This is a genomic window from Aureimonas sp. CAS, from assembly GCF_059838215.1.
In genome coordinates, this window is sequence record NZ_CM187563.1 from 1,643,910 (window position 1) to 1,667,806 (window position 23,897).

Genomic DNA, 23,897 nt, shown 5'->3' on the forward strand with positions numbered 1-23,897 from the left:
AAAGGGAAGGGCCCGGAACCGACGATCGGTTCCGGGCCCTTCGCGTTTCAGGCTTTCCGGGAACCGCCCGCGGGTCCCGGGCCGGCGTTTCAGCGCCGGTCGGCGTGGGCGGAAAAGTCGCGCAGGAGGCGCTGCATCTCGTCCTCCAGGGACAGTTCGCGACGGGCGGGGACGCCGGGCGCGGCATCCTCGCTCCGGTCCGAAGCGCTCGGCTCCGGCGCGTCCGGCTCGTCGGGCATCTCGAGCTGCCGGGTGAGATCGGCCAGAAGATCGTCGTCGAGGTCGAGATCGCCGGCCTCCTGGGACGGCGCCGGCGGCGGGGAGGCGACCATCGGAGGCGCAGGCATGACCGGGCCCGACCGGCGCTCGCTGATCGTCGAGGCGAAGCTGCGGACGACCAGCGGACGCTCTTCGGCCGAGGCTGTGTTCGGCGACGCGGGCGCGCCGACCTTCGCCGGCGCGGACGGCGCGGCCCCCTGCGTGGCGCTCGGCCGTTCGGGGAGCGGAGCGTCCACCTTGTCGCGGACCGGCCACTCGACCGGCGGCTGACGACCGGAGCTCGGCGAAGCGATCGGCTCGGGCGCCTTCGGCGTGTCGACGGACGCCCTCGGCTGCGGCGCGGGCGAGAGGCGGCGTTCGGGCGCGCCGGCCCGTGCATCGGCGGCGACGGGCGGTGCCGAGACCGGCTGGGCGATCGAGCGGGACGGCGGCACCGGCGACGAAGGCCCGACGGGCGCGGGGTCGATGGCCGGCGCGACGGCGGGAACCGCCGGGTTCTGGGACGAGGGCGAGCCGGAGCGCTCGACTGCGCCCGGGCGCTCGCCGGAGCGTGTATCGGAGCGGGGGCCTTGGTGCGACGCGGTCCGGGCGGGTGCGGGTTCCGCCGGCTGAACGCGCGGCGCCTCGGGCGCATCCAGAACCGGCTCGACGCGGCGGCCGCTCTCCTCCGTCATCCGGGCGGGCGGCGCCGGCACGACGGGAGCCGTAGCCTGCTGGCGCGGCTGCATCTGCGGCTGGGGCGCGCGAACGGCGGGAGCCGGGACCGGCTCGGCACGGCTCGAGTCCACGGCGCTCCTCACCGGTTGCGCCGGTTGCGCCGGGGCGCGGAAGGGTGCTTCCGGCGTCTCATTCATCGGCTCCACGGGACGGGGCTCGCGGCGTGCTTGCGGAGCGGGCGCGAAGCCGGCACCCGGCTCGGCCCTGCGGGCCGGCGGCGGGGCGGGGCGTCCGATGCGCGATTCGACGACCAGATCGTTCGCGCCCCCGATCAGGATCAGGTGCTCCACCTGATCGCGGCGCACGAGCACCAGCTTGCGCTTGGGATCGACGGCGGTGACGTCCATCACCTCCACGCGCGGCCCCTCGACGTTGCGCAGTCCGCCGATCCCGCCGGTGAGAACGCCGCGAAGCAGCCGGATGACGACGACGGCGAGGCCGGCGACGAAGAGCGCGGCCAGAAGGACGAAGAGGATCGGTGCCAAATCCTCTCCGACGAGCCCTGCGAGCCAGTCCTGCATCATTCATCCTTCCCGCCGGGTGGGGCCGGCACGGGACGCGCCGATTCGCGCCGCCGGCCATTCGCCTGCCGCTGTCTTTCCGCCTTGATGACGCCTTGAGGCGCGCGCTTCAAGGCTTTGCACCTTTTCCCGGCACCCGATCCCGCATTCGCCCGGATCGGACCGCGCGCCGCACGCGTATACGCATGAAAACGTCGCGTCCGTTCCTCCATTCGTTTATGCGATGGCAGGAGACTTGGATGCCGCACGGCGATTGGCCGGCATCGGCGCGCAACGGAAGCAGTTGGGACCCATGACGACCCGGACGCCCCAGACGAGCGAGAAGGCCCTGGTCGATCGCAGCGCGGCCCCGCACGGCATGCGCCGCCTCCTGTTCCTCGGGGGCTTCCTGCTCGTCTTCTCCGCCACGCTCGCGCTCTTCGGCCACACCTACGGCCCGCTGGCGCTTTTGGCACTCTTCGGCTTCCTCGCCATCGTCGGCATCGTGGCCATGTTCGCGCTGGCGCTCGGGCTCGTGCGCTTCAGCCGGGAGCGGACCGACCAGGGGATCTCGCGCACCTTCATCGACACGCTGCCGACCGGCACCATCATCACGGACCGCAAGGGCCGCATCGTCTACGCCAACAAGGCCTATGGCGAGGTGACGGGCGCGGGTTCGGGGCAGGGGCTGCGCACGCTGGAGCGGCTGCTCGCGCGCGAGCCCGAGGCCGCCGAGGCCGTCTACCGGCTCGGCAACCTCGCCCGCGAGGGCGGCAGCGGCGAGGAGGAGTTCCGGCTCTCGCGCTGCCTGGCCGGCGCGACCGACCCGTCCGCGCGCTGGTATCGCGCATCCGTCCGCCCGCTCGGTGATGCGGAGGCTCTGCGCGTCTGGCAGCTGAAGGACATCACCGTCGAGCGGCGCGAGCAGGAGGGGTTCTTCCGCGATCTCCAGCACGCGATCGACTATCTCGACCACGCCCCGGCGGGCTTCTTCGCCTCCGACGAGGACGGGCGGATCGCCTATATCAACGCCACGCTCGCCAGCTGGCTGGGCATCGACCTCGCCGCCTTCCGGCCGGGCACGCTCTCCATCCACGATTTCGCCGGCCCAGACGCGCGGACCTTCCTGGACACGGCCGTCGGGGAGGCAGCGTCGTCGTCGCCGCAGATCCTCGACATCGACCTCGTTCGCACCAGCGGGCAGCGGCTCCCGGTTCGGCTCCTTCGACAGGCCACGCACGCGGCGGACGGCGCTCCGGGGCCGACGCGCACGCTCGTCCTGAACCGCTCGACGGAGACCGAGGGCGCCCGCACGCTGGAGGCGGCGGAGCTGCGCTTCACCCGCTTCTTCAACTCGTCGCCCATGGCGATCGCCGCGCTTGACGAGCGCGGGCGCGCCACGCGCGCCAATCCGGCCTTCGCGCGCCTCTTCGGCCAGGCGGCGGCCGGCGGCTCGGTCGCGCTGCAGGACGCGGTCCACGAGGACAGCCGCGAGGCCTTCGATCAGGCGCTGGCGGCGGCCCGGCGCGGACAGGCCGGCATCCCCTCGATCGACGTCGATCTGCGCGGCGAGACGGCCCGCACGGTCCGCTTCTACTTCAGCGCCGTCTCCGATCTGACGGAAGGATCGAAGGACGCGACGATCGTCTACGGCGTCGACTTCACCGACCAGCGCGCGCTCGAGGAGCAGGTGGCCAAGGCGCAGCGCATGCAGGCCGTCGGGAATCTGGCGGGCGGCATCGCGCACGACTTCAACAACGTCCTCACGATCATCACCGCCTCGGTGGACTTCCTCCTGCTCAACCACCGCTCCGGCGACCCGGCCTTCCAGGATCTCCTGCTGATCAAGCAGAGCGCCAACCGCGCGGCCTCGCTGGTGCGCCAACTGCTCGCCTATTCGCGCCGCCAGACGATGCGCCCGAAGATGCTGAATCTGACGGACGTCGTCGCGGACATGCATCTCCTGCTCAAGCGGATCGTCGGCGATCTCGTGAAGCTCGAACGCCATCACGGCCGCGACCTCTGGCCCGTCATGGCCGACATCGGCCAGTTCGAGCAGGTCATCACCAACCTCGTGCAGAACGCGCGCGACGCGATGCCCGAAGGCGGCACGATCACGATCGCGACGCGCAACATCGCGGCCGAGGAAGCGGCGAAGCTGCCCTATGCCGAGCTTTCGAGCGGCGACTACGTCCTCGTCGAGGTCTCGGACACCGGTGCGGGGATGCCGGCGGACGTCGCCGAGCGCATCTTCGAGCCCTTCTTCACCACCAAGGAGATCGGCAAGGGCACCGGGCTCGGCCTCTCCATGGTCTACGGCATCGTCAAGCAGTCCGGCGGCTTCATCTTCGTCGATTCGAGGATCGGCGAGGGCACGACGCTCCGCATCTTCCTGCCGCGCCACGTCCCGGCCGAGGTGGCCGCGCCCAAGGAGTCCGGCGGAGCGCCACAGGCGGCGACCGCCAAGGTCGATCTTTCGGGCACTGCCTCCATCCTCCTCGTGGAGGACGAGGATCACGTGCGCGCCGGCAATGTGCGCGCGCTGAAGATGCGCGGCTACGAGGTCCACGAGGCCTCGTCGGGCGTCGAGGCGCTGGAGGTGATGGAGGAGATCGGCGGGCGCGTCGATCTGGTGGTCTCCGACGTCGTGATGCCGGAGATGGACGGGCCGACGCTCCTGCGCGAGATGCGCCGGACGCGGCCGGACCTGAAGTTCATCTTCGTCTCCGGCTATGCGGAAGACGCCTTCGCCAAGAACCTGCCGGAGGGCGAGAAGTTCGGCTTTCTCGCCAAGCCCTTCTCGCTGCGCGAGCTCGCGGTTGCGGTGAAGGCGGAACTCGACCAGTAGCCCCTGCGACCTCGCCGCCTTTACCTTTACTTAGGGTTCGATCGCGCCGCACGTCATGCGGATCGGCGATTCGGAATGGGAACAAATCGGGAAAATCGCTTGATGGGAGAGAACAAAGCAGGTACATAGATCGCCGACGACACGCCGATTATGCGACCCGTTCCCGCTGGATAAAGGGCTTCTCCCATGGCACAGAACGCACTCCGACTCGTTGAGGACAATTCCGTGGACAAGAGCAAAGCCCTCGATGCGGCGCTGTCGCAGATCGAGCGGGCCTTCGGCAAAGGCTCGATCATGCGTCTCGGCCAGACCGAGAAGCTCGACATCGAGACCGTCTCCACCGGCTCGCTCGGCCTCGACATCGCGCTCGGCATCGGCGGACTGCCGAAGGGGCGCATCATCGAGGTCTACGGGCCGGAAAGCTCGGGCAAGACGACGCTGGCGCTGCACACGGTGGCCGAGGCCCAGAAGGCCGGCGGCATCTGCGCCTTCGTCGATGCCGAGCATGCTCTCGATCCGGTCTACGCCCGCAAGCTCGGTGTCGATCTGGAGAACCTCCTGATCTCGCAGCCGGACACCGGCGAGCAGGCGCTGGAGATCGTCGATACGTTGGTCCGCTCCGGCGCGATCGACGTCCTCGTCGTCGACTCGGTCGCCGCGCTCACGCCGCGCGCCGAGATCGAGGGCGAGATGGGCGACTCGCTGCCGGGCATGCAGGCGCGCCTGATGAGCCAGGCGCTGCGCAAGCTCACCGGCTCGATCTCGCGCTCCAAGTGCATGGTCATCTTCATCAACCAGATCCGCATGAAGATCGGCGTCATGTTCGGCAATCCGGAGACGACGACGGGCGGCAACGCCCTCAAGTTCTACGCCTCGGTGCGCCTCGACATCCGCCGCATCGGCGCGATCAAGGACCGCGACGAGGTCACGGGCAACCAGACCCGCGTCAAGGTCGTGAAGAACAAGATGGCGCCGCCCTTCAAGCAGGTCGAGTTCGACATCATGTATGGCGAAGGCGTCTCCAAGATGGGCGAGCTCGTCGATCTCGGCGTGAAGTCGGGGATCGTCGAGAAGTCCGGCGCCTGGTTCTCCTACAACTCGCAGCGTCTCGGCCAGGGACGGGAGAACGCCAAGCAGTTCCTGCGCGACAACCCCGATCTCGCCGCCGAGATCGAGAGCGCGATCCGGCAGAACGCCGGCCTGATCGCCGAGAAGCTGCTGGAGCAGGGCGGGCCGGACCCGCAGGAAGACTGACCGTCTTCGAGGGCTCGCCGATCGGCGGGCCCTTTTTTCATTGCAGATCCCCCCACGGGCGATGCGGCGGGCTCGAACGCGTCCGCCGAAGGTCGTCGCGACCGGCGCTGCCGGTCGGCGTGATGGACAGGGTTTGGGCGCACGGTTACAAGGCCAGCCCGAAGGGAAGGCGCGGGTGATCGCCTTCCGCTCCCCCCGCGTGTCCGAAGGCTTTCCATGAGCGGCGTGAACGAGATCCGGTCGACCTTCCTCGATTACTTCGCGAAGAACGGCCACGAGAAGGTGGCGTCTTCGCCGCTGGTGCCGCGCAACGACCCGACGCTCATGTTCACGAACGCCGGCATGGTGCAGTTCAAGAACGTGTTCACCGGGCTGGAGAGCAGGCCCTACGACCGGGCCGTCACCTCGCAGAAGAGCGTGCGGGCGGGCGGCAAGCACAACGATCTCGACAATGTCGGCTACACGGCCCGGCATCTGACCTTCTTCGAGATGCTCGGCAACTTCTCCTTCGGCGACTATTTCAAGGAGCGGGCGATCGAGCTCGCCTGGAACCTCGTCACCAAGGAGTTCGACCTTCCCAAGGACAAGCTTCTCGTCACCGTCTATCACGAGGACGAGCAGGCGGCGGGCCTCTGGCGCAAGATCGCGGGCTTCTCGGACGATCGCATCATCCGCATCGCGACCTCGGACAATTTCTGGCAGATGGGCGACACCGGCCCCTGCGGCCCGTGCTCGGAAATCTTCATCGACCGCGGCGAGCACATCTTCGGCGGACCTCCGGGGAGCCCGGACGAGGACGGCGACCGGTTCCTGGAGTTCTGGAACCTCGTCTTCATGCAGTTCGACCAGATCGAGCCGGGCAACCGCGTGGCGCTGCCGCGCCCCTCGATCGACACCGGCATGGGGCTCGAGCGCATGGCGAGCGTCCTGCAGGGCGTCGACAGCGTCTTCGAGACCGACACGTTCAAGCGCCTGATCGCGGCGGCGGGCGAAGCGGTCGGCCGCGAGCCGGCGGGCGAACCCTCCTTCAAGGTCATCGCCGATCACATCCGCTCCACGGCCTTCCTGATTGCGGACGGCGTCCTCCCGTCCAACGAGGGCCGCGGCTACGTGCTGCGCCGGATCATGCGCCGGGCCATGCGGCACGCGAAGCTTCTGGGCGCCCGCGAGCCCGTTCTTCACAATGTCCTGCCCGCGCTCGTCTCCGAGATGGGCCGGGCCTATCCCGAGCTGGTCCGCGCCGAGCAGCTGATCTCCGAGACGCTCAAGCTCGAGGAGAAGCGCTTCCTGACCACGCTCGACCGGGGCCTGACGCTCCTGAACGAGGCGTCGGACGGACTGAACGAAGGCGACAACCTCGACGGCGAGGTCGCCTTCAAGCTCTACGACACCTACGGCTTCCCGCTCGATCTGACGCAGGACGCGCTGCGCTCGCGCGGCGTCGGCGTGGACGTCGCGGCCTTCGATGCCGCTATGGCGCGCCAGAAGGCGGAGGCGCGGGCGAGCTGGGCCGGTTCCGGCGAGGCCGCGGCCGACACGGTCTGGTTCGCGGTTCGCGAGCGGGTCGGGGCGACGGAGTTCCTCGGCTACGACACCGAGGAGGCGGAAGGCCAGGTTCTGGCGCTCGTTCGCGACGGAGCGGAGGTCGACGGGGCGTCCGCCGGCGAGGCGGTCTCGATCGTCCTCAACCAGACGCCGTTCTACGCCGAGTCCGGCGGTCAGGTCGGCGACACGGGAACGATGACGGGCGAGGGCGTACGCGTCGAGATCGACGACACCCAGAAGGTGGCGAACGGTCTTTTCATTCATCGCGGACGGGTGGTCGAGGGGCGCCTTGCGAAGGGCGCCGCGCTCGAACTCGTGGTCGATCACGCCCGCCGGTCGAAGATCCGCGCGAACCATTCCGCCACGCATCTCCTTCACGAGGGGCTTCGCGAAATCCTTGGCACGCATGTCGCGCAGAAGGGTTCGCAGGTCGCGCCGGACCGGCTGCGCTTCGACTTCTCCCATCCCAAGCCGATGGACGCGGGCGAGTTGGCCGAGGTCGAGCGTCTCGCCAACGACATCGTCCTGCAGAACGCGCCCGTCGAGACGCGGCTGATGGCCGTGGACGACGCGATCGCGGAGGGCGCGATGGCGCTCTTCGGCGAGAAGTACGGCGACGAGGTCCGCGTCGTCTCCATGGGCACCGCGACGGAGGGCGAGAAGGCCGGTCGCCGCTATTCGGTCGAGCTGTGCGGCGGCACCCATGCGCGCGCGACGGGCGAGATCGGTCTCGTTCACATTCTCTCGGAATCTGCGGTCGGCGCGGGCGTTCGCCGGATCGAGGCGCTGACGGGCGCTGCGGCGCGCGCCCATCTCGGCGAGCAGGATGCGCGCATGCGCCGGATGGCCTCCGCCCTGAAGGTCGCGCCGTCCGAGGTCGCCGACCGGCTGGAAGCACTCGTCGAAGAGCGCCGCCGCCTGGAGAAGGAGCTGGGCGAGGCCCGAAAGCGGCTCGCGCTCGTCGGTGACGGCGCAGGCGAAAAGGGCTCGGCCGCGCGCGAGATCGGCGGCGTGAGCTTCGTCGGCCGCGTTCTGGAGGGCGTTTCGGCGAAGGACCTCAAGGGTCTGGTCGACGAGACCAAGTCCGGCCTGGGATCGGGCGTCGTCGCCTTCGTGGCCGTCGCGGACGGCAAGGCCAGCGTCGTCGTCGGCGTCACGCCGGATCTGACCGAGCGGTTCAGCGCGGTCGACCTCGTGCGGTCGGCCAGCGAGGCGATCGGAGGGAAGGGCGGCGGCGGACGGCCCGACATGGCGCAGGCCGGCGGCCCGGACGCGGCCAACGCGCAGGCCGCCCTGACGGCCGTCGAAAAGGCGCTCGAAGCCGCCTGAACCAGCCGGGCGGCGAAGGCCCAGGCCCTACGGCGCCGCCGGCTTCGCCCCAGCGCATCGGGGTTTGCCCTGCGGGCAGTTCGGCGCATCGGTCCGTGAAGCGGTCGGCGCCGGCCCGATGCGAGCGGTGACACCCAACGAAGAAGGCCGCCCGCGTTCGACGCGGACGGCCTTCTTCGATTCGAGCTGTCGGAAGGATCAGTCGTCCCAGCTCTGCAGGGCCGAGACCTCCTCGGGGGTGAGGTTCACGACGATCCGCCCGTCCGTGAAGCTCACATCGTCCAGCGAGACGATGGAATTGTCCGTGTCCGGGTAGGTGCTGCCGTCGTCGTCCGAGAAGTCGATCGCCAGATGCGTCGGCGTCTGCTCGTTCGATCCCAGAACCTCCTCGACCTCGCCGATCTCGGTGCCCGCGCTGTCGTAGACGTCCATGTCCTCGACGCTGTCCACGTCCATGGAGAACTGCGGGACCATCACGTCGTCGTTCACCTCGGTGAGGCTCGACTGCGCGAGGGCGGGCGTTGCGATGAAGGCGGCGGCGGCCAGAAGGGCTGCGGTGCGTTTCATGAGGAGTTGGCTCCGTCTGATTGCGTTTCGCCTCACCAATGTGCGCTCCGGCGCCCTCGTTCCTGCGGGGCGGCAAAAATTCCGGCGGTCGGCGCAAAGAAAAGGGGCCGCACCCTTTCGAGCGCGGCCCCTTCTTCGTCTCGTTGGCGGAAGGCGCTCAGGCCTTGGCCATCGCCGCCTTGAGGTTCTCGTCGATCTTGTCGAGGAAGCCCGTGGTCGACAGCCAGCGCTGATCGGGACCGACCAGCAGCGCGAGATCCTTCGTCATGTGGCCGCCTTCGACCGTGTCGATGCAGACGCGCTCGAGCGTGTGCGAGAACATCTTCAGATCGTCGTTGCCGTCGAGCTTGGCGCGGTGGGCGAGGCCCCGCGTCCAGGCGAAGATCGAGGCGATCGAGTTCGTGGAGGTCTCCTGGCCCTTTTCGTGCTGGCGGAAGTGGCGCGTGACCGTGCCGTGCGCGGCCTCGGCCTCCACCGTCTCGCCGTCCGGCGTCATCAGCACCGAGGTCATCAGGCCGAGCGAGCCGAAGCCCTGAGCCACGATGTCGGACTGGACGTCGCCGTCGTAGTTCTTGCAGGCCCAGACGTAGCCGCCGGACCACTTCAGCGCCGCGGCGACCATGTCGTCGATCAGGCGGTGCTCGTAAGTGATCTTGCGCTTGTCGAACTCGGCCTTGAACTCGGCGTCGAAGACCTCCTGGAAGATGTCCTTGAAGCGCCCGTCATAGGCCTTCAGGATCGTGTTCTTCGTGGACAGGTAGACGGGGAAGTTGCGGTTCAGGCCGTAGTTGAACGAGGCGCGGGCGAAGTCGCGGATCGACTCGTCGAGATTGTACATCGCCATGGCCACGCCCGAGCCCGGCGCGTCGAACACCTCGTGCTCGATCTTCTGGCCGTCCTCGCCGACGAAGGTGATCGTCAGCTTGCCCTTGCCGGGGAACTTGAAGTCGGTGGCGCGGTACTGGTCGCCGAAGGCGTGGCGGCCGACGACGATCGGCTGCGTCCAGCCCGGAACGAGGCGCGGCACGTTCTGCATGATGATCGGTTCGCGGAAGATCACGCCGCCGAGGATGTTGCGGATCGTGCCGTTCGGCGAACGCCACATCTTCTTCAGGCCGAACTCCTCGACCCGCTGCTCGTCCGGCGTGATCGTCGCGCACTTCACGCCGACGCCGTGGCGCTTGATGGCGTTGGCCGCGTCCACGGTGATCTGGTCGTCCGTCTCGTCGCGCTTCTGGACCGAGAGGTCGTAATATTCGAGATCGACGTCGAGATAGGGGTGGATCAGCTTGTCCTTGATAAGCTGCCAGATGATCCGGGTCATCTCGTCGCCGTCGAGCTCGACGACCGGGTTGGCGACCTTGATCTTAGCCATGCTGTTCCTTCCTGTTGAGAATCGTCTGCCCGCTCGGCGGTCCGGGCTGTCCCTTCGGGAGCGGCCGCGGCGCTGCCGGGCCGGCCCTTGCAAATTGTATGCGCGCGTATATCACCCGCTCCGCCGACTGCAAAGCAAGGCCGGGACGGCATTCGAGCCGCGCGCAGCCTGCCAACGGAGGGCGTGGACCATGGCCGAAGCGGAACATCCAGAGACGGCAACCGACGGCCGCGGACCGGTGATCGTCCTCGTCGAACCCCAGCTCGGCGAGAATATCGGCATGGTGGCGCGGGCCATGGCCAATTTCGGCCTGTCCGACCTTCGCATCGTCAATCCGCGGGACGGCTGGCCGAACGAGAAGGCGAGGGCGGCCGCGTCGCGCGCCGACGCCGTGATCGACGGGGCGCGGGTCTTTTCGACGACCGAGGAGGCGCTCGCCGATCTGACCTATGTGGTCGCGACCACCGCGCGCCCGCGCGATTCCGAGAAGTCCGTGCTGGGCCCGGAGGAGGCGACGGCGAAGCTCCACGCGCGGGCGGGCGAGGGCGTCGGCATCCTGTTCGGGCGCGAGCGGCACGGCCTGTCGAACGAGGAGATCGACCTCGCCGACGAGATCGTCACCTTCCCGGTGAACCCGGAGTTCGCCTCGCTGAACATCGCGCAGGCCGTGCTCCTGATGAGCTACGAGTGGTCGAGGCAGGCGGGGCTCGGCACCGGGCGGCCGCGTCTGGGCGCCGAAGCGCCGCCGGCGCCTCCCGCGCGAAAAGAGGATCTGTTCCGGCTGTTCGAACGGCTGGAGGGCGCGCTCGACGAGCGCGGCTACTTCTTCCCGGAGGCCAAGCGCGCCGTCATGATCCACAATCTGCGCAATCTCCTGACGCGCGCGGCCTTGTCCGAGCCGGAGGTCCATGCGCTGCACGGCGTCGTGCGCTCGCTCACGCGGAGGCAAGGGGAGAGTTGAACCAGGCTCCGATCCTCGTCTTCGATTCGGGCATCGGGGGCCTGACGGTGCTGCGCGAGCTGCGTGTCGCCATCCCCGACCGACGCTTCGTCTACGTGGCCGACGACGCCGGCTTTCCCTACGGCAATTGGGAGGAGGAGGCGCTGATCGAGCACATCGTCGCGCTCTTCGCCCGGCTCATCGAGGAGCACCGGCCGCAGATCGCGGTGATCGCCTGCAACACGGCTTCGACCCTGGTCCTGACGCCGCTGCGCGCCGCCTTCGACATTCCCTTCGTCGGCACCGTTCCCGCCATCAAGCCGGCGGCCGAGCGCTCCCGCTCCGGCCTCGTCTCGGTGCTCGCCACGCCCGGAACGGTGAAGCGCGGCTACACGCGCGGGCTCATCACCGATTTCGCGCGCGACTGCGAGGTGACTCTCGTCGGCTCGACCCGTCTGGCGGCGCTCGCCGAACAGCACATCCGCGGCGAACGCGTCGGCTTCGACGAACTGACGGAGGAGATCGCGGGCTGTTTCGTGGAGAAGGACGGGCGGCGCACCGACATCGTCGTGCTGGCCTGCACCCATTATCCCTTCCTCGCCAATGCCTTCCGCAAGATCGCGCCCTGGCCGGTGGATTGGCTCGATCCGGCCGAGGCGATCGCCCGGCAGACGGCGAAGTTCCTGCCGGACCTCTCGCCCTCGCTTCCCGAAGGGTTCGACCGGGCCGTCTTCACCGCCGGTCCGCCGGACTACGCGACACGGCGTCTTCTCTACGGGTTCGGTCTGGCGGGTTGAGCGCGGGGCGTCCCTATGGACCCTCGAGGATCGGCCCGCGCCTCGGCGAAGCGAGCCATCGGGCCGAGCGAAAGCGGGCTGCGGTCCTTCGGCCGATCCTGTCAGGGAACGGTCGCGCGCCGTCGGCGTTCGACAGGGAGTTCCAACAGACGGAAGCCCCATGGACCTGATCCGCGTCATCTTCGCCATCATCCTGCCGCCGGTCGGCGTGTTCCTGCAGGTCGGGTTCGGCAAGCATTTCTGGATCAACATCCTTCTGACGCTGCTCGGCTACATTCCCGGCATCGTCCACGCGATCTGGGTGATCGCGCGCAAGTAGCGCCTCGCGGTTGACACCGCGCCCCCCTCCCTTTACCAAGCGCCACATCGGCGGGGCCTCGTGCTCCGCCGATATTTTTACGTGTCCCGTGGACGGTCCGCTCCCGCAGCGCCGTCCTGTCAGTCCGCCGAAGCGCGGACAGAGGAGGGCGCGTTTCCTCGCCCGCCGGAGCGATCCGGCCGGGCTGTTGTGTGGCAAGGAAATGCGATGAGCAAGCGCGAAGCATCCAAGTACAAGATCGATCGCCGCATGGGCGAGAACATCTGGGGGCGTCCGAAGTCCCCGGTGAACCGCCGCCAGTACGGCCCGGGCCAGCACGGCCAGCGCCGCAAGTCCAAGCTCTCCGACTTCGGCACGCAGCTGCGCGCCAAGCAGAAGCTGAAGGGCTACTACGGCGACGTCTCCGAGAAGCAGTTCCGCAAGATCTACGAAGAGGCCGCCCGTCGTCGTGGCGACACCTCCGAGAACCTGATCGGCCTGCTCGAGTCGCGTCTGGACGCGATCGTGTACCGCGCGAAGTTCGTCTCGACGATCTTCGCGGCCCGTCAGTTCGTCAACCACGGCCACGTGAACGTCAACGGCGTGCGCACGAACATCGGTTCGTACCGCTGCAAGGCCGGCGACGTGATCGAGGTTCGCCAGAAGTCGAAGCAGCTGACCGTCGTCGTCGAGGCGACCCAGCTCGCCGAGCGCGACGTGCCGGACTACATCGAGGCCGATCACTCCAAGATGGTCGCGACCTACGCGCGCGTTCCGGGTCTGGCCGACGTGCCGTATCCGGTCGTCATGGAGCCGAACCTCGTCGTCGAGTTCTACTCGCGCTAAACGGTTCTGCCGCTGTGGAATGGGAAAGGCCGCGCTCGTCGCGGCCTTTTTCGTTATAGGGGCCGGACACACGGAGCCGATCCATGCTGGACGACACGGCGAGCGCCGAAATCGAACATTCGGGGGGCGAGGGCGGCCATCCGCTCTTTCGCGACGCGCCGACGAGCGTCGGCTTTAACAAATTGCGCAAGCGCCTCGTGCGACAGATGCGCGAAACCATGGCGAGCCACGCCATGGTGCGGCCCGGCGCCCGCTGGCTGGTCGCCATCTCCGGCGGCAAGGATTCGCACACGCTGCTGGCGCTGCTGCTCGATCTGAAATGGCGGGGCCTGCTGCCGGTCGATCTTCTGGCCTGCAATCTCGACCAGGGCCAGCCGGGCTTCCCCAAGCACGTGCTGCCGGACTTCCTGACCCGCCACGGCATCGCGCACCGGATCGAGTATCGCGACACCTATTCGGTGGTGAAGGAGAAGGTGCCGGAGGGCGCGACGACCTGCGCGCTCTGCTCGCGCCTTCGGCGCGGCAATCTCTACCGGATCGCGCGCGAGGAGGGCTGCGAGGCTCTGGTTCTCGGCCACCATCGCGACGACGGTCTGGAGACCTTCTTCCTGAACCTCCTGCACGGCGGAAAACTGTCCGCCATGCCCGCCAAACTCTTGAACGACGAGGGCGACCTTCTGGTGCTGCGCCCGATGATGGGCTGCGCGGAAGCCGACATCGCGCGCTTCGCCGAAGGCATGGCGTTCCCGATCATCCCCTGCGATCTCTGCGGCAGTCAGGAGGGCTTGCAGCGCGGCGTCCTGAAGGCGTTCCTATCGCAGATGGAGGAGCGCTTTCCGGGCCGCCGAGAGACGATGGCGCGCGCGCTCGGCAACGTGAAGGCGAGCCATCTGCTCGACCCCGCGCTTTTCGACTTCGCCGGCCTTACGCCGAAAGCCGACTGAGGCCTCTACTCGGCGGGACGCCCGACGCCCGCCTCGCGGTCGTAGCGCGAACGGAACAGCGCGCCGCCCTCCGCCCAGAAGACGCAGCCGAGCGACAGAAGCGACAGGACGACGAAGCCCATGAGAAGCGGCACGGCCGTTCCGTCGAACATGTAGCCGACGGCCGCTCCCAGAAGCCCGCCGCCCAGTGTCTGCGTGAAGCCGAGAACGGAGGAGGCCGTTCCCGCGACGTGCCCGAGCGGGTCCATGGCGAGCGCGTTGAAGTTCGTGCCGATCAGGCCGAACATGCAGAAGGTCAGCGCGAGCAGCGGCAGGAACAGCCAGAAGGGCGCGACGCCCCCGAAGGCGAAGGTCAGGCCGAGATGCAGGATCGACAGGCCGACGAAGCCGAGCAGCGCGGAATGGGCGAGGCGCCGCATGCCGTAGCGCTCGACCAGCTGCGAGTTCACGAAGGAAACGCCGGCCATCAGGATCGCCACGGCCGAGAAGTAGAGCGTGAACTCCGGCCCGATGCCGTAGACGATGGTGTAGAGCTGTTCGGCCTGGTTGATGAAGGCGAAGAGCACGCCGAAGATCAGCGCCGTCGCGATCGCGTAGCCGAAGGCGAGACGGTTGGTGACGACGGTGCGGAAGGCACCGGAGACCCGCTCCACCGTCAGCGGAATGCGGTCCTCCGGCGCGAGCGTTTCCGGCAGGCGCAACAGCGTCCAGAGGCTGACGGCGAGACCGAAGGCGGCGACCAGCATGAAGATCTCCGGCCAGGACCCGAACAGCATCACCGCCTGCCCGATATTCGGTGCGAGCACGGGGATGACCATGAAGATCATCATGACGATGGACATGACGCTGGCCATGCGGCGCCCGTCGAACTGGTCGCGCACGATGGAGACCGCAACGACGCGGGTCGCGGCCGCGCCGATGCCCTGGATGGCCCGCAGCGCGAGGAGCGCCGCGAAGCTCGGCGCGAAGACCGCCGCGATGGAGGCGAGCGTGTAGACCGCGAGCCCTCCCAGAAGCACCGGGCGTCGCCCGAAGCGGTCCGACAGCGTGCCGTAGACGATCTGCGCGGCGCCGAAGCCCAGCACATAGGCGGTGATGACGAACTGACGCGAGTTCTCGTCGGCGACGTTCAGCGCGAGGCCGATGGAGGACAGCGCCGGGATCAGGATGTCGATCGCCGCCGCGTTCAGGGCCATCAGGCTGGCGACGAGGGTGACGAGCTCCCAATGGGGGAGGCGACGCGGCGTGACAGGCGCGTTCCACATGGCTTCGAGCTTTCAGAATGACGATTTGGGCGGTTACGCCCCTCGCCGGCAAATAGCAAGTCCGACTGACGATCGCATGACGCGAGCGTGAAACGAAAAGGCCCGCCGGGAAGGGCGGGCCTTTGGAACCGGTCGGGATGGATGGACTCAGGCCGTCGCGGCGGGCGTCTGCACCGGGATGCCCTTCTCAACGAAGAAGTCCTGCAGCTCGCCGGCCTGGAACATCTCGCGCACGATGTCGCAGCCGCCGACGAACTCGCCCTTGACGTAGACCTGCGGAATGGTCGGCCAGGAGCCGTATTCCTTGATGCCGTTGCGCAGCTCGTCGGAGGACAGGACGTTGACGCCCTTATAGTCGACGCCGAGATAGTTGAGGATCTGGACGACCTGACCGGAGAACCCGCACTGCGGGAAATCGGGCGTGCCCTTCATGAAGACGATCACGTCGTTCGTCTTCACCTCGTTGTCGATCCAGTCGTTGATGCCGGTCATGGGAATGTCCATTTCGGTTCGGGATGCCCGCGCGGGGCGGCATGTTCGGGAGCGGGCGTCAGGCGCCCGGTGGATTTGACTGCTCGAGAGCGGTCAGGCGCTCCTCGTGCTCGTCAATGCGTGCGCTTGCGAAGTGGTCGCTGGTGATCGCGGTGATGACGCGGTTCTCCATCAGCACCATGTCCGATCGCATTTCACGGATGTCCCGTTGCACGCTCTGCAGATCGCTGCGGAGATTGGAGCCGTCGCGCTGGACGATGCCGAAGCCTTCGCGCATGTCGCGGTCGAGGCGACCGATCAGTTCCTGTTGTCGTAAGACGAGATCGGTCAGCTCGTCCATGCGTCGGTCCAACCGACGAAAGTAGGCCAGCGTATGGCTGGCGACGTTGGAGTTCGTATCCACAAGGTCGGACATCGCCTCCTCCTACTTCGGCGCGCTGGTCTGCAGCGCGAGCGCGTGGAGGACGCCGCCCATGTTCCCCTGCAGCGCCTGATAGACCATCTGATGCTGCTGAACGCGGGTCTTGCCCCGGAAGCTCTCCGAGACGACGTCGGCCGCGTAATGGTCGCCGTCGCCCGCCAGATCGCGGATCGTCACCTCGGCATCCGGAATCCCCGCCTTGATCATCGTCTCGATGTCGTGGGCGTTCATCGGCATGCCTGTCTCTCCGTCTGCGGTCTGCTTCGCCTCCGAAGATAGGCGGAGGACCGCCGGCCCGCAATGCGCGTCAGGCCGCTTCCGCCGACGCGGCCCGGCCGCTCATGTAGTTCGGGAACCAGCTTTCGTGCGCGATCGTCAGATCCGCGACGGCGAGTCGGAACAGGTCGCCGAAGGCGAAGCTGTCGCCGCCCGCCTCGCCGAGTTCGCGAACCGGCACGCTCGCCTCCGCCGCAGCCGAGAGGGTCTGCGCAACCGCGTCGCGCTTCACCGCGATGACGTAGCGGGCCTGATCCTCGCCGAAGAGCTCGGCATGCGGCTCGCTGCCGACGGACGCGACCGTCATGCCGATGTTCGAGGCGATGGCGAGTTCGGCCAGCGCGACCGCCAGTCCGCCGTCGGACAGATCGTGACAGGTCCTCACGGTGCCGGCCCGGATGAGCCCGCGCACGAAGTCGCCGTTGCGCTTCTCGGCCGCCAGATCGACCTCCGGCGCGCGGCCGTCCTCGCGGCCGTGGATCTCTCGCAGAAAGATCGAGGCGCCGAGATGGGTGCCGTCGCCGCCGACGAGGATCAGGACGTCGCCCTCGGCGAGATTGTCGGTCCGCCCCGTCTTCGTGCGGTCCTCGACGAGCCCGACGCCACCGATCGTCGGGGTCGGCAGGATCGCGGCGCCATGGGTCTCGTTGTAGAGCGAGACGTTGCCCGAGACGATCGGGAAGGAGAGCTGGCGGCAGGCCTCGCCGATGCCCTCGATGGCCTTGACGAACTGGCCCATGATCTCTGGCTTCTCGGGATTGCCGAAGTTCAGATTGTCGGTCGCGGCCAGCGGCTCGGCGCCGACGGCCGTCAGATTGCGCCAGCATTCGGCAACCGCCTGGGCCCCGCCGCGATAGGGATCGGCCTCGCAGTAGCGCGGCGTCACGTCGGAGGAGAAGGCGAGGGCCTTGGTCGGATGGCCGTCGACGCGCACCAGCCCGCCGTCGCCGCCGGGACGCTGCAGCGAGTTGCCCTGGATCAGCGTGTCGTACTGCTCGAAGACCCAGCGGCGCGACGCGATGTCCGGCGAGCCGAGGATCGTCAGGAGCGCCTTGCCGTAGTCGGCAGGCTGGGGGACTTCGGCGGCCGCGATCGTCGGCAGCACCTTCGGGTCCACCCACGGGCGGTCGTATTCCGGCGCCTCGTCGCCGAGCTCCTTGATCGGAAGGTTCGCGACCTCGCGCCCCTCGAACAGGATGCGGAAGCGCAGATCGTCGGTCGTCTTGCCGACGATGGCGAAGTCCAGACCCCATTTCACGAAGATGGCCTCGGCCTCCTCGCGCTTCTCGGGGCGCAGCACCATGAGCATGCGCTCCTGGCTTTCCGAAAGCATCATCTCGTAGGGGCTCATGCGCTCCTCGCGCACCGGCACCTTGTCGAGCTCCAGCTCGATGCCGAGGTCGCCCTTGGCGCCCATCTCGACGGCCGAGCAGGTGAGGCCCGCCGCGCCCATGTCCTGGATCGCGATAACGGCGCCCGTCACCATGAGCTCCAGGCACGCTTCGAGCAGGCACTTTTCGGTGAAGGGATCGCCGACCTGCACGGTCGGGCGCTTCTCCTCGATCGTGTCGTCGAATTCGGCCGAGGCCATGGTCGCGCCGCCGACGCCGTCGCGGCCCGTCTTGGCGCCGAGATAGACGACCGGCAGGCCGACGCCCTCGGCCTTGGAGTAGAAGATCGCGTCCGTCTTCGCGAGGCCGGCGGCGAAGGCGTTGACGAGGCAGTTGCCGTTGTAGCGGGGGTGGAAGTTGACCTCGCCGCCGACGGTCGGAACGCCGAAGGAATTGCCGTAGCCGCCGACGCCCGCGACGACGCCCGCCACCAGATGGCGCGTCTTCGGATGGTCCGGCGCGCCGAAGCGCAGCGCGTTCATGGCCGCGATCGGCCGGGCGCCCATGGTGAAGACGTCGCGCAGGATGCCGCCCACGCCCGTCGCCGCGCCCTGGTAAGGCTCGATATAGGAGGGGTGGTTGTGGCTCTCCATCTTGAAGACCACGCACAGGCCGTCGCCGATATCGACCACGCCGGCATTCTCGCCCGGCCCCTGGATGACGCGCTCACCCTTGGTCGGCAGCGTGCGCAGCCAGCGCTTGGAGGACTTGTACGAGCAATGCTCGTTCCACATGGCCGAGAAGATGCCGAGTTCGGTGATCGTCGGCTCGCGGCCGATCAGTCCGAGGATGCGCTCGTACTCGTCCGGCTTCAGCCCATGGCTGGCGACGAGTTCGGGCGTGATGGCGATGTCGGTCATGGGGGCTCGGCTCGCGGGAGGGAGACGCCGAACCCTCTAGCCCGGCTGGCGTCGAGATTGAAGGCCCGTCGTCGCCTGTCTCGTCAGTTCGCGCGCACCCACAGGCTTCGGCCGTTCGCGAGGCTTCGGCAGGGCGCCGCCTCCTGTGCGGTCCGCAGGATCAGGACGTCGTCGTCGGCCTGGCTGATGAAGTCTTCCGTGATCCGCCGCTGCAGGATCAGGAGCGTGTAGTCGGCGGCCTCGCCCGCACCGGAGGGCGAACGCACGCAGGTGCCGTGTCCTCGGGCGTCGGAGAAGAGGAGCCCGGCCAGCCGGTCGACGCTCGCGCGCCGATAGACGACCGCAGCGGTCTGGCCGACATAGGTCGCCTCCGCCGGCGTCATCGGCAGGAGTACCGGATCGGCGGTGACGGACGCGCAGGCACCGAGCGACAGAACCGCCGAGAGCGCGAGGACGAGCGCTGATCTCATGCGCCGGACCAGACGTGGAAGCGTCGCCTCGTGTCGCGACCGTCCGCCCGACGCCCGGCTTCCTGTCCGGCCGCAAGGGCGGCGAGCGCGAGGAGAAGATAGGCCGAAAGCTCCGCCAGTTCCTCGACGACCGGCATGTTCTGGCGATCGCCGATCTGTCCGACGACGAGAAGGACGGCGACGGACAGGAGGGGCAGGCAGCGCCAGACGAAGCGCGTCAGGGCCGAGAACTCGCTCCGGCGCAGGGCGCGCGGCCCCAGAAGCGGATTTCTCCACACGAGCCAGATCCAGAGCGGGATCGGCAGAAGGTAGCCGAGCGTCTTCGTCCGCCCCGGCATGCAGGGGCCGGCGTCGAAATAGGGACTGCCGCAACGCGGCAACTCGCGCACGAGAAAGAGCAGCGAGAAGAGCGCCAGCGCGAGCGCCAGCCGCCCAGGCCAGCCGTCGAGCGACAGGCTGGCGCGGGAGAAGACGATGCAGGCGCCCAGAAGGGCGCCGAGCTGCAGCATCTCCCAGGGGCCGTTCTCGATGAACCAATTGCCGTGCCAGTCGGACAAGGCGACGATCAGGAACGACCCGGCCAAGCACGACGACAGGTTGATGACGTCCAGAAGACGCGGAGATGACACCCGGAACATAGGGCGTGCTTACCGTCTACGGCGTCGGCCCGGAAGCCGGAATCGACGTCGGACCGCCGGACCGGAAATCAGGGAGCCCCGCTCGACGTCGGAGCGGAAGGCGCGATCTCAGGCTTCGCAGGAGGACGCGCCGGCGCTCCATCGTGCGAGGTCGGCGCGGATGCGGGCGGCGGCTGGCGTGCCCAGCAGCGGCCCGTAGGTGTCGATCGCGCTCGATCCGGTCTGTCCTTCGACGACGAGAAGCGGGCGGGCTTCCATGCGGCCGCGCGGAACGAGAAGGAAGCGGGGGCGGCCGGAGAAGGACGAGAGTTCGGGCGCGAGGCTGAACTCCGCGAAGGTCGAATCGCCGGACCTTATCCAGCAGCGGTTCGCCGTCACGGCCAGACGCTCCATGCGGTCGAGGCCGGTGTCGGCGGTCGCGGGCGTCGAGGGCGCGATCGTCGGCGTGCGATCCGCGCAGCCGCTCACGAGCGCCAGAAGCGCCAGGGCGGCCAGACGCCGCCTGTTCACGCGGCCTGCGCCTTCGAGCCGAGGCCGAGAACGCTGTCGAAGATCCCCCGTCCGTCGGTGCCGCCATGCTCGGGCTCGACGAGGTTTTCGGGGTGCGGCATCAGGCCGAGCACGTTGCCGGCCTCGTTCACGATCCCGGCGATGTCGCGCACGGCGCCGTTCGGGTTGGTGCCCTCGGCGTAGCGGAAGGCGACGCGGTTCTCGCCTTCGAGCCGCGCCAGCGTCTCCTCGTCGGCGAAGTAGTTGCCGTCGTGGTGGGCGACGGGGCAGCGGATGATCTGGCCCTGCTCGTAGGCGCTCGTGAAGCGCGTCGAGGCGTTCGCGACCTCGAGCTTCACCTCGCGGCAGACGAAGTGAAGGCTCGTGTTGCGCATGAGCGCGCCGGGCAGAATGCCCGCCTCGCACAGGATCTGGAAGCCGTTGCAGACGCCCAGCACCGGAACGCCCTTCTTCGCCTCTTCCGCCACGGCCTGCATGACCGGCGAGCGCGCGGCGATGGCCCCGCAGCGCAGATAGTCGCCGAAGGAGAAGCCGCCGGGCACCACGATCAGATCGACCGCCGGGATCGCCATCTCGGTCTGCCAGACGGTGAGGGGCTCGGTCCCGGTGATGTGCCGCAACGCCGCGATCATGTCGCGGTCGCGGTTGAGGCCGGGAAGGAGAACGACGGCGGTCTTCATGGATGCGGCTCGAATGGATGCTGGGGTTCGGCGAGCTCGCGAAGTTCCAGGCGCCGCTCGATCCGGTCGAGGCGCTGGTCTATCCGGGATAGGACGCCGTAGATGTTGTTCGTGTCGGTCTGGATCGACAGAAGATGCCCGCGGAACGCGGCCATGCTCTGCGAATGCTCGATCGCAAGATGTTCGAGATTCATCGTGCGCTGCTGGAGGTTTCGGAGCACTTCGAACATCAGCTCGTTCGTCACGTCCGCCATCGATCACGCTCCTTCGAAGCTAAACGATCTCCACAGCGTAGTTCTCGATGACCGTGTTGGCGAGGAGCTTTTCGCACATCGCCTCGAGTTCGGCGGCGGCCGCCGCGCGGTCGCTCGTCTCGAGCGTCACGTCGAAGACCTTGCCCTGGCGGACCGCCCCGACGCCCTCGAAGCCGAGCGAGCCGAGGGCGCCCTCGATGGCCTTGCCCTGAGGGTCGAGAACGCCGTTCTTGAGCGTGACGAGGATGCGGGCCTTGATCACTTGATATGCCTGTCCCTGGAGTAGACGAGTCGGGGTCCCGATGCCGGACGCGGCGCCGTCGGGCGCCGCCGCCTCACTTGACCAGCACCGGCCCTGTAGGGCGGGGCGGCTCGTTCTCGTTCATGATGCCGAGCCGGCGGGCCACTTCCTGGTAGGCCTCGACGAGGCCGCCCATGTCCCGGCGGAACCGGTCCTTGTCGAGCTTGTCGTTCGTCGACACGTCCCAGAGGCGGCAGCTGTCCGGCGAGATCTCGTCGGCGACGATGATTCGCATCATGTCGCCTTCGTAGAGCCGGCCCGTCTCGATCTTGAAGTCGACGAGCTGGATGCCGACGCCGAGGAAGAGACCGGACAGGAAGTCGTTGACGCGGATCGCCAACGCCATGATGTCGTCGATCTCCTGCGGGCTCGCCCAGCCGAAGGCCGTGATGTGCTCCTCGGAGACCATCGGATCGTCGAGCTGGTCGGCCTTGTAGTAGAACTCGATGATCGAGCGGGGCAGGACGGTGCCCTCCTCGATGCCGAGGCGCTTGGCCAGCGAGCCGGCCGCGACGTTGCGCACCACGACCTCTAGCGGAATGATCTCGACTTCCTTGATCAGCTGCTCGCGCATGTTGAGCCGCCGGATGAAGTGCGTCGGGATCCCGATGCGGTTCAGGTGCGTGAAGATGTATTCCGAGATGCGGTTGTTCAGGACGCCCTTGCCGTCGACGATCTCGTGCTTCTTCTTGTTGAAGGCGGTGGCGTCGTCCTTGAAGAACTGGACCAGAGTGCCGGGCTCCGGGCCTTCGTACAGGATCTTGCCCTTGCCTTCGTAGATGCGGCGGCGACGTGTCATCAATGAGCGCTCGATCGTGAGTGGACGGCCGGGGCGGTCGCAACCGCTCGATCTGCTCCCGGGCCTCAAGGCGCGTGAATAGACCATCGAGCCGCTCTAAACAATCGTCGCGCGACGATTGACACGCAGGCGTGCTCCGGTTCGAGCGCCGTGTCGATCCTTCAAATCGACGCGGCTTTTCCTAGATCGGTAGCAGCCGAAGCAACGAGGAGAGGCAGGCAATGTCGCTGAAGGACCGCCGGGACGAGATGGAAGCGCGCTATGCGCACGACCAGGAGAAGAAGTTCAAGATCGAGTCCCGCCGCAACCGTATCGTGGGGCAGTGGGCGGCCGGCAAGCTCGGGAAGTCCGGGCCGGACGCCGACGCCTATGTCCAGGACGTGCTGAAGGCGAGCTTCTCGCGGCCCGGGGACGAGGACATCGTCGAGAAGATCGAGGCCGACTTCCAGTCCGCCGGCGTCGACGTATCCGCCGACGGGATTCGCCGCGAGCTGGAGACCGCCTTCATCGAGGCCGAGCGCCAAGTGAACGAGGCCTGATCGCCGTGTCCATTCCGAACCCTCGAGGAGACGGCTTCCGCGTCGCCGCATGGTCGGGGCTGACCGACCCGGCGATGCTGGAGACGATCGCCGCGGCCCCCTTCGACGTCGTCGTCCTCGACATGCAGCACGGCCTTCATGACGTCGCGAGCGTCCATCAGGGAATCCGCGCGGTCACGGCCGCCCGCAAGCCCGTCATCGTCCGCGTGCCGCTCGGCGAACTCGGCACCGTCTCGCGCGCGCTCGATTTCGGGGCGGCAGGCATCATCCTGCCGATGATCGAGAGCGTGGAGGACGCAGAGGCCTTCGTTTCGGTCGCCAAATACGCGCCGCTCGGCCAGCGCTCCTTCGGCCCGTCCCAGGCGGTCCGCGTCCACGGCTACGCGGACACGCGCAGCTACATGGAGGACGCCAACGCCGCGACGCTCGCCATCGCCATGATCGAGACCAAGGGCGCCTATCGCGACCTCGACGACATTCTGGCGGTGGAGGGGCTCGACGGGGTGCTCGTCGGCCCGGCGGATCTCTCCCTGGCGCTGACCGGAACGCTCGATCCCGACGGCGCCGCCACGGCGGAAGCCTCTGCGCAGATCGCGCGAAAGGCCAGAGCGGCCGGCAAGCTCGCCCTCATCTATGTCTCGGGCGAGGCCGCCTCGCGCCGGGCGAAGGAGCAGGGCTTCGATCTGGCCTGTTCGCAGGTGGACGATTTGTCGGACGCGGCGGCGGCCTCCGCGAGGGCGGCGGCCTTGAGAGGCTGACGCC

At 68.1% G+C, this 23,897-nt stretch carries 25 protein-coding genes; 10 read left to right on the forward strand and 15 right to left on the reverse strand.

Features of this window, described 5'->3' with window-relative positions; genetic code table 11:
- Positions 1–89: 89 nt before the first annotated feature.
- Entirely contained in the window at positions 90–1,520 is a 1,431-nt protein-coding gene (locus AC6R2M_RS07975) for a flagellar biosynthetic protein FliO (RefSeq protein WP_500487175.1), read from the reverse strand.
- A gap of 289 nt (positions 1,521–1,809) precedes the next feature.
- On the opposite strand from AC6R2M_RS07975, the gene cckA reads away from it, so the two are divergent.
- From cckA to alaS, 3 genes are all read left to right on the forward strand, one after another.
- Complete coding sequence (gene cckA, locus AC6R2M_RS07980) at positions 1,810–4,344, forward strand: cell cycle histidine kinase CckA (protein ID WP_500487177.1); 2,535 nt, start codon at positions 1,810–1,812, stop codon at positions 4,342–4,344.
- A 186-nt stretch (positions 4,345–4,530) separates the two neighbouring features.
- Entirely contained in the window at positions 4,531–5,598 is a 1,068-nt protein-coding gene (gene recA, locus AC6R2M_RS07985) for a recombinase RecA (protein WP_500487179.1), read from the forward strand.
- Between the two features lie 216 nt (positions 5,599–5,814).
- Positions 5,815–8,472, forward strand: a complete 2,658-nt coding sequence (gene alaS / locus AC6R2M_RS07990; RefSeq protein WP_500487181.1) for an alanine--tRNA ligase — start codon at positions 5,815–5,817, stop codon at positions 8,470–8,472.
- 198 nt (positions 8,473–8,670) lie between these two features.
- Here the strand turns inward: alaS and AC6R2M_RS07995 are convergent, their stop codons facing one another.
- Both AC6R2M_RS07995 and AC6R2M_RS08000 read right to left on the reverse strand, forming a co-directional pair.
- Positions 8,671–9,039: a PRC-barrel domain-containing protein gene (locus AC6R2M_RS07995; RefSeq protein ID WP_500487183.1), complete on the reverse strand. Its 369-nt coding sequence runs from the start codon at positions 9,037–9,039 to the stop codon at positions 8,671–8,673.
- Positions 9,040–9,196: 157 nt separating this feature from the next.
- Entirely contained in the window at positions 9,197–10,414 is a 1,218-nt protein-coding gene (locus tag AC6R2M_RS08000) for an NADP-dependent isocitrate dehydrogenase (RefSeq protein WP_500487185.1), read from the reverse strand.
- 190 nt (positions 10,415–10,604) lie between these two features.
- Here AC6R2M_RS08000 and AC6R2M_RS08005 point away from each other — a divergent pair, with 190 nt between their 5' ends.
- The 5 genes from AC6R2M_RS08005 to ttcA all read left to right on the forward strand — a co-directional run bounded on the left by AC6R2M_RS08005 (position 10,605) and on the right by ttcA (position 14,239).
- Positions 10,605–11,375: an RNA methyltransferase gene (locus AC6R2M_RS08005; protein WP_500487187.1), complete on the forward strand. Its 771-nt coding sequence runs from the start codon at positions 10,605–10,607 to the stop codon at positions 11,373–11,375.
- A complete protein-coding gene (gene murI, locus AC6R2M_RS08010; RefSeq protein ID WP_500487189.1) occupies positions 11,372–12,151 on the forward strand; it encodes a glutamate racemase in 780 nt (259 codons plus the stop codon). Before AC6R2M_RS08005 ends, murI begins: the two co-directional genes overlap by 4 nt.
- A gap of 160 nt (positions 12,152–12,311) precedes the next feature.
- A complete protein-coding gene (locus AC6R2M_RS08015; protein ID WP_500487191.1) occupies positions 12,312–12,470 on the forward strand; it encodes a YqaE/Pmp3 family membrane protein in 159 nt (52 codons plus the stop codon).
- A gap of 207 nt (positions 12,471–12,677) precedes the next feature.
- Complete coding sequence (gene rpsD / locus AC6R2M_RS08020; RefSeq protein WP_500487193.1) at positions 12,678–13,295, forward strand: 30S ribosomal protein S4; 618 nt, start codon at positions 12,678–12,680, stop codon at positions 13,293–13,295.
- Positions 13,296–13,378: 83 nt separating this feature from the next.
- A complete protein-coding gene (ttcA, locus tag AC6R2M_RS08025) occupies positions 13,379–14,239 on the forward strand; it encodes a tRNA 2-thiocytidine(32) synthetase TtcA (protein WP_500487195.1) in 861 nt (286 codons plus the stop codon).
- A gap of 5 nt (positions 14,240–14,244) precedes the next feature.
- On the opposite strand, the gene AC6R2M_RS08030 is transcribed toward ttcA, so the two are convergent.
- From AC6R2M_RS08030 to purC, 12 genes are all read right to left on the reverse strand, one after another.
- Complete coding sequence (locus tag AC6R2M_RS08030; RefSeq protein ID WP_500487197.1) at positions 14,245–15,504, reverse strand: multidrug effflux MFS transporter; 1,260 nt, start codon at positions 15,502–15,504, stop codon at positions 14,245–14,247.
- A gap of 147 nt (positions 15,505–15,651) precedes the next feature.
- Positions 15,652–15,996, reverse strand: a complete 345-nt coding sequence (grxD, locus tag AC6R2M_RS08035) for a Grx4 family monothiol glutaredoxin (RefSeq protein WP_500487199.1) — start codon at positions 15,994–15,996, stop codon at positions 15,652–15,654.
- A gap of 58 nt (positions 15,997–16,054) precedes the next feature.
- Positions 16,055–16,411: a hypothetical protein gene (locus AC6R2M_RS08040; protein WP_500487201.1), complete on the reverse strand. Its 357-nt coding sequence runs from the start codon at positions 16,409–16,411 to the stop codon at positions 16,055–16,057.
- Positions 16,412–16,420: 9 nt separating this feature from the next.
- Positions 16,421–16,654, reverse strand: coding sequence for a BolA/IbaG family iron-sulfur metabolism protein (locus AC6R2M_RS08045; protein WP_500487203.1), 234 nt, complete (start codon positions 16,652–16,654; stop codon positions 16,421–16,423).
- Between the two features lie 70 nt (positions 16,655–16,724).
- On the reverse strand, positions 16,725–18,944 hold the full coding sequence (gene purL, locus AC6R2M_RS08050) for a phosphoribosylformylglycinamidine synthase subunit PurL (protein ID WP_500487205.1): 2,220 nt from the start codon (positions 18,942–18,944) through the stop codon (positions 16,725–16,727).
- An 83-nt stretch (positions 18,945–19,027) separates the two neighbouring features.
- A complete protein-coding gene (locus tag AC6R2M_RS08055) occupies positions 19,028–19,414 on the reverse strand; it encodes a hypothetical protein (RefSeq protein WP_500487207.1) in 387 nt (128 codons plus the stop codon).
- Complete coding sequence (locus tag AC6R2M_RS08060) at positions 19,411–20,043, reverse strand: hypothetical protein (protein ID WP_500487209.1); 633 nt, start codon at positions 20,041–20,043, stop codon at positions 19,411–19,413. The genes AC6R2M_RS08055 and AC6R2M_RS08060 overlap by 4 nt, the downstream gene beginning before the upstream one ends.
- A 117-nt stretch (positions 20,044–20,160) precedes the next feature.
- Entirely contained in the window at positions 20,161–20,562 is a 402-nt protein-coding gene (locus AC6R2M_RS08065; RefSeq protein WP_500487211.1) for a hypothetical protein, read from the reverse strand.
- Complete coding sequence (purQ, locus tag AC6R2M_RS08070) at positions 20,559–21,242, reverse strand: phosphoribosylformylglycinamidine synthase subunit PurQ (protein ID WP_500487212.1); 684 nt, start codon at positions 21,240–21,242, stop codon at positions 20,559–20,561. The genes AC6R2M_RS08065 and purQ overlap by 4 nt, the downstream gene beginning before the upstream one ends.
- The gene (locus AC6R2M_RS08075) at positions 21,239–21,496 is read right to left on the reverse strand and encodes a hypothetical protein (RefSeq protein ID WP_500487214.1); all 258 of its coding nucleotides are present in this window, start codon (positions 21,494–21,496) and stop codon (positions 21,239–21,241) included. Before AC6R2M_RS08075 ends, purQ begins: the two co-directional genes overlap by 4 nt.
- A gap of 19 nt (positions 21,497–21,515) precedes the next feature.
- Positions 21,516–21,758, reverse strand: a complete 243-nt coding sequence (gene purS / locus AC6R2M_RS08080) for a phosphoribosylformylglycinamidine synthase subunit PurS (RefSeq protein ID WP_500487216.1) — start codon at positions 21,756–21,758, stop codon at positions 21,516–21,518.
- Positions 21,759–21,831: 73 nt separating this feature from the next.
- Positions 21,832–22,596, reverse strand: a complete 765-nt coding sequence (gene purC, locus AC6R2M_RS08085; RefSeq protein WP_500487218.1) for a phosphoribosylaminoimidazolesuccinocarboxamide synthase — start codon at positions 22,594–22,596, stop codon at positions 21,832–21,834.
- Between the two features lie 221 nt (positions 22,597–22,817).
- Between purC and AC6R2M_RS08090 the strand changes: the two genes are divergently transcribed.
- Together AC6R2M_RS08090 and AC6R2M_RS08095 are read left to right on the forward strand one after the other, a co-directional pair.
- Positions 22,818–23,135, forward strand: a complete 318-nt coding sequence (locus tag AC6R2M_RS08090) for a DUF1476 domain-containing protein (RefSeq protein ID WP_500487220.1) — start codon at positions 22,818–22,820, stop codon at positions 23,133–23,135.
- A 5-nt stretch (positions 23,136–23,140) separates the two neighbouring features.
- Positions 23,141–23,893, forward strand: a complete 753-nt coding sequence (locus AC6R2M_RS08095) for an HpcH/HpaI aldolase family protein (RefSeq protein WP_500487222.1) — start codon at positions 23,141–23,143, stop codon at positions 23,891–23,893.
- The last annotated feature ends 4 nt before the right edge of the window (positions 23,894–23,897 follow it).

Coding starts and splice junctions, on each gene's coding strand:
- AC6R2M_RS07975 (WP_500487175.1), bottom strand. CDS start 1,520: ATGATGCAGGACTGGCTCGCAGGGCTCGTCGGAGAGGATTTGGCACCG.
- cckA (WP_500487177.1), top strand. CDS start 1,810: ATGACGACCCGGACGCCCCAGACGAGCGAGAAGGCCCTGGTCGATCGC.
- recA (WP_500487179.1), top strand. CDS start 4,531: ATGGCACAGAACGCACTCCGACTCGTTGAGGACAATTCCGTGGACAAG.
- alaS (WP_500487181.1), top strand. CDS start 5,815: ATGAGCGGCGTGAACGAGATCCGGTCGACCTTCCTCGATTACTTCGCG.
- AC6R2M_RS07995 (WP_500487183.1), bottom strand. CDS start 9,039: ATGAAACGCACCGCAGCCCTTCTGGCCGCCGCCGCCTTCATCGCAACG.
- AC6R2M_RS08000 (WP_500487185.1), bottom strand. CDS start 10,414: ATGGCTAAGATCAAGGTCGCCAACCCGGTCGTCGAGCTCGACGGCGAC.
- AC6R2M_RS08005 (WP_500487187.1), top strand. CDS start 10,605: ATGGCCGAAGCGGAACATCCAGAGACGGCAACCGACGGCCGCGGACCG.
- AC6R2M_RS08015 (WP_500487191.1), top strand. CDS start 12,312: ATGGACCTGATCCGCGTCATCTTCGCCATCATCCTGCCGCCGGTCGGC.
- rpsD (WP_500487193.1), top strand. CDS start 12,678: ATGAGCAAGCGCGAAGCATCCAAGTACAAGATCGATCGCCGCATGGGC.
- ttcA (WP_500487195.1), top strand. CDS start 13,379: ATGCTGGACGACACGGCGAGCGCCGAAATCGAACATTCGGGGGGCGAG.
- AC6R2M_RS08030 (WP_500487197.1), bottom strand. CDS start 15,504: ATGTGGAACGCGCCTGTCACGCCGCGTCGCCTCCCCCATTGGGAGCTC.
- grxD (WP_500487199.1), bottom strand. CDS start 15,996: ATGACCGGCATCAACGACTGGATCGACAACGAGGTGAAGACGAACGAC.
- AC6R2M_RS08040 (WP_500487201.1), bottom strand. CDS start 16,411: ATGTCCGACCTTGTGGATACGAACTCCAACGTCGCCAGCCATACGCTG.
- AC6R2M_RS08045 (WP_500487203.1), bottom strand. CDS start 16,654: ATGCCGATGAACGCCCACGACATCGAGACGATGATCAAGGCGGGGATT.
- purL (WP_500487205.1), bottom strand. CDS start 18,944: ATGACCGACATCGCCATCACGCCCGAACTCGTCGCCAGCCATGGGCTG.
- AC6R2M_RS08055 (WP_500487207.1), bottom strand. CDS start 19,414: ATGAGATCAGCGCTCGTCCTCGCGCTCTCGGCGGTTCTGTCGCTCGGT.
- purQ (WP_500487212.1), bottom strand. CDS start 21,242: ATGAAGACCGCCGTCGTTCTCCTTCCCGGCCTCAACCGCGACCGCGAC.
- AC6R2M_RS08075 (WP_500487214.1), bottom strand. CDS start 21,496: ATGGCGGACGTGACGAACGAGCTGATGTTCGAAGTGCTCCGAAACCTC.
- purC (WP_500487218.1), bottom strand. CDS start 22,596: ATGACACGTCGCCGCCGCATCTACGAAGGCAAGGGCAAGATCCTGTAC.
- AC6R2M_RS08090 (WP_500487220.1), top strand. CDS start 22,818: ATGTCGCTGAAGGACCGCCGGGACGAGATGGAAGCGCGCTATGCGCAC.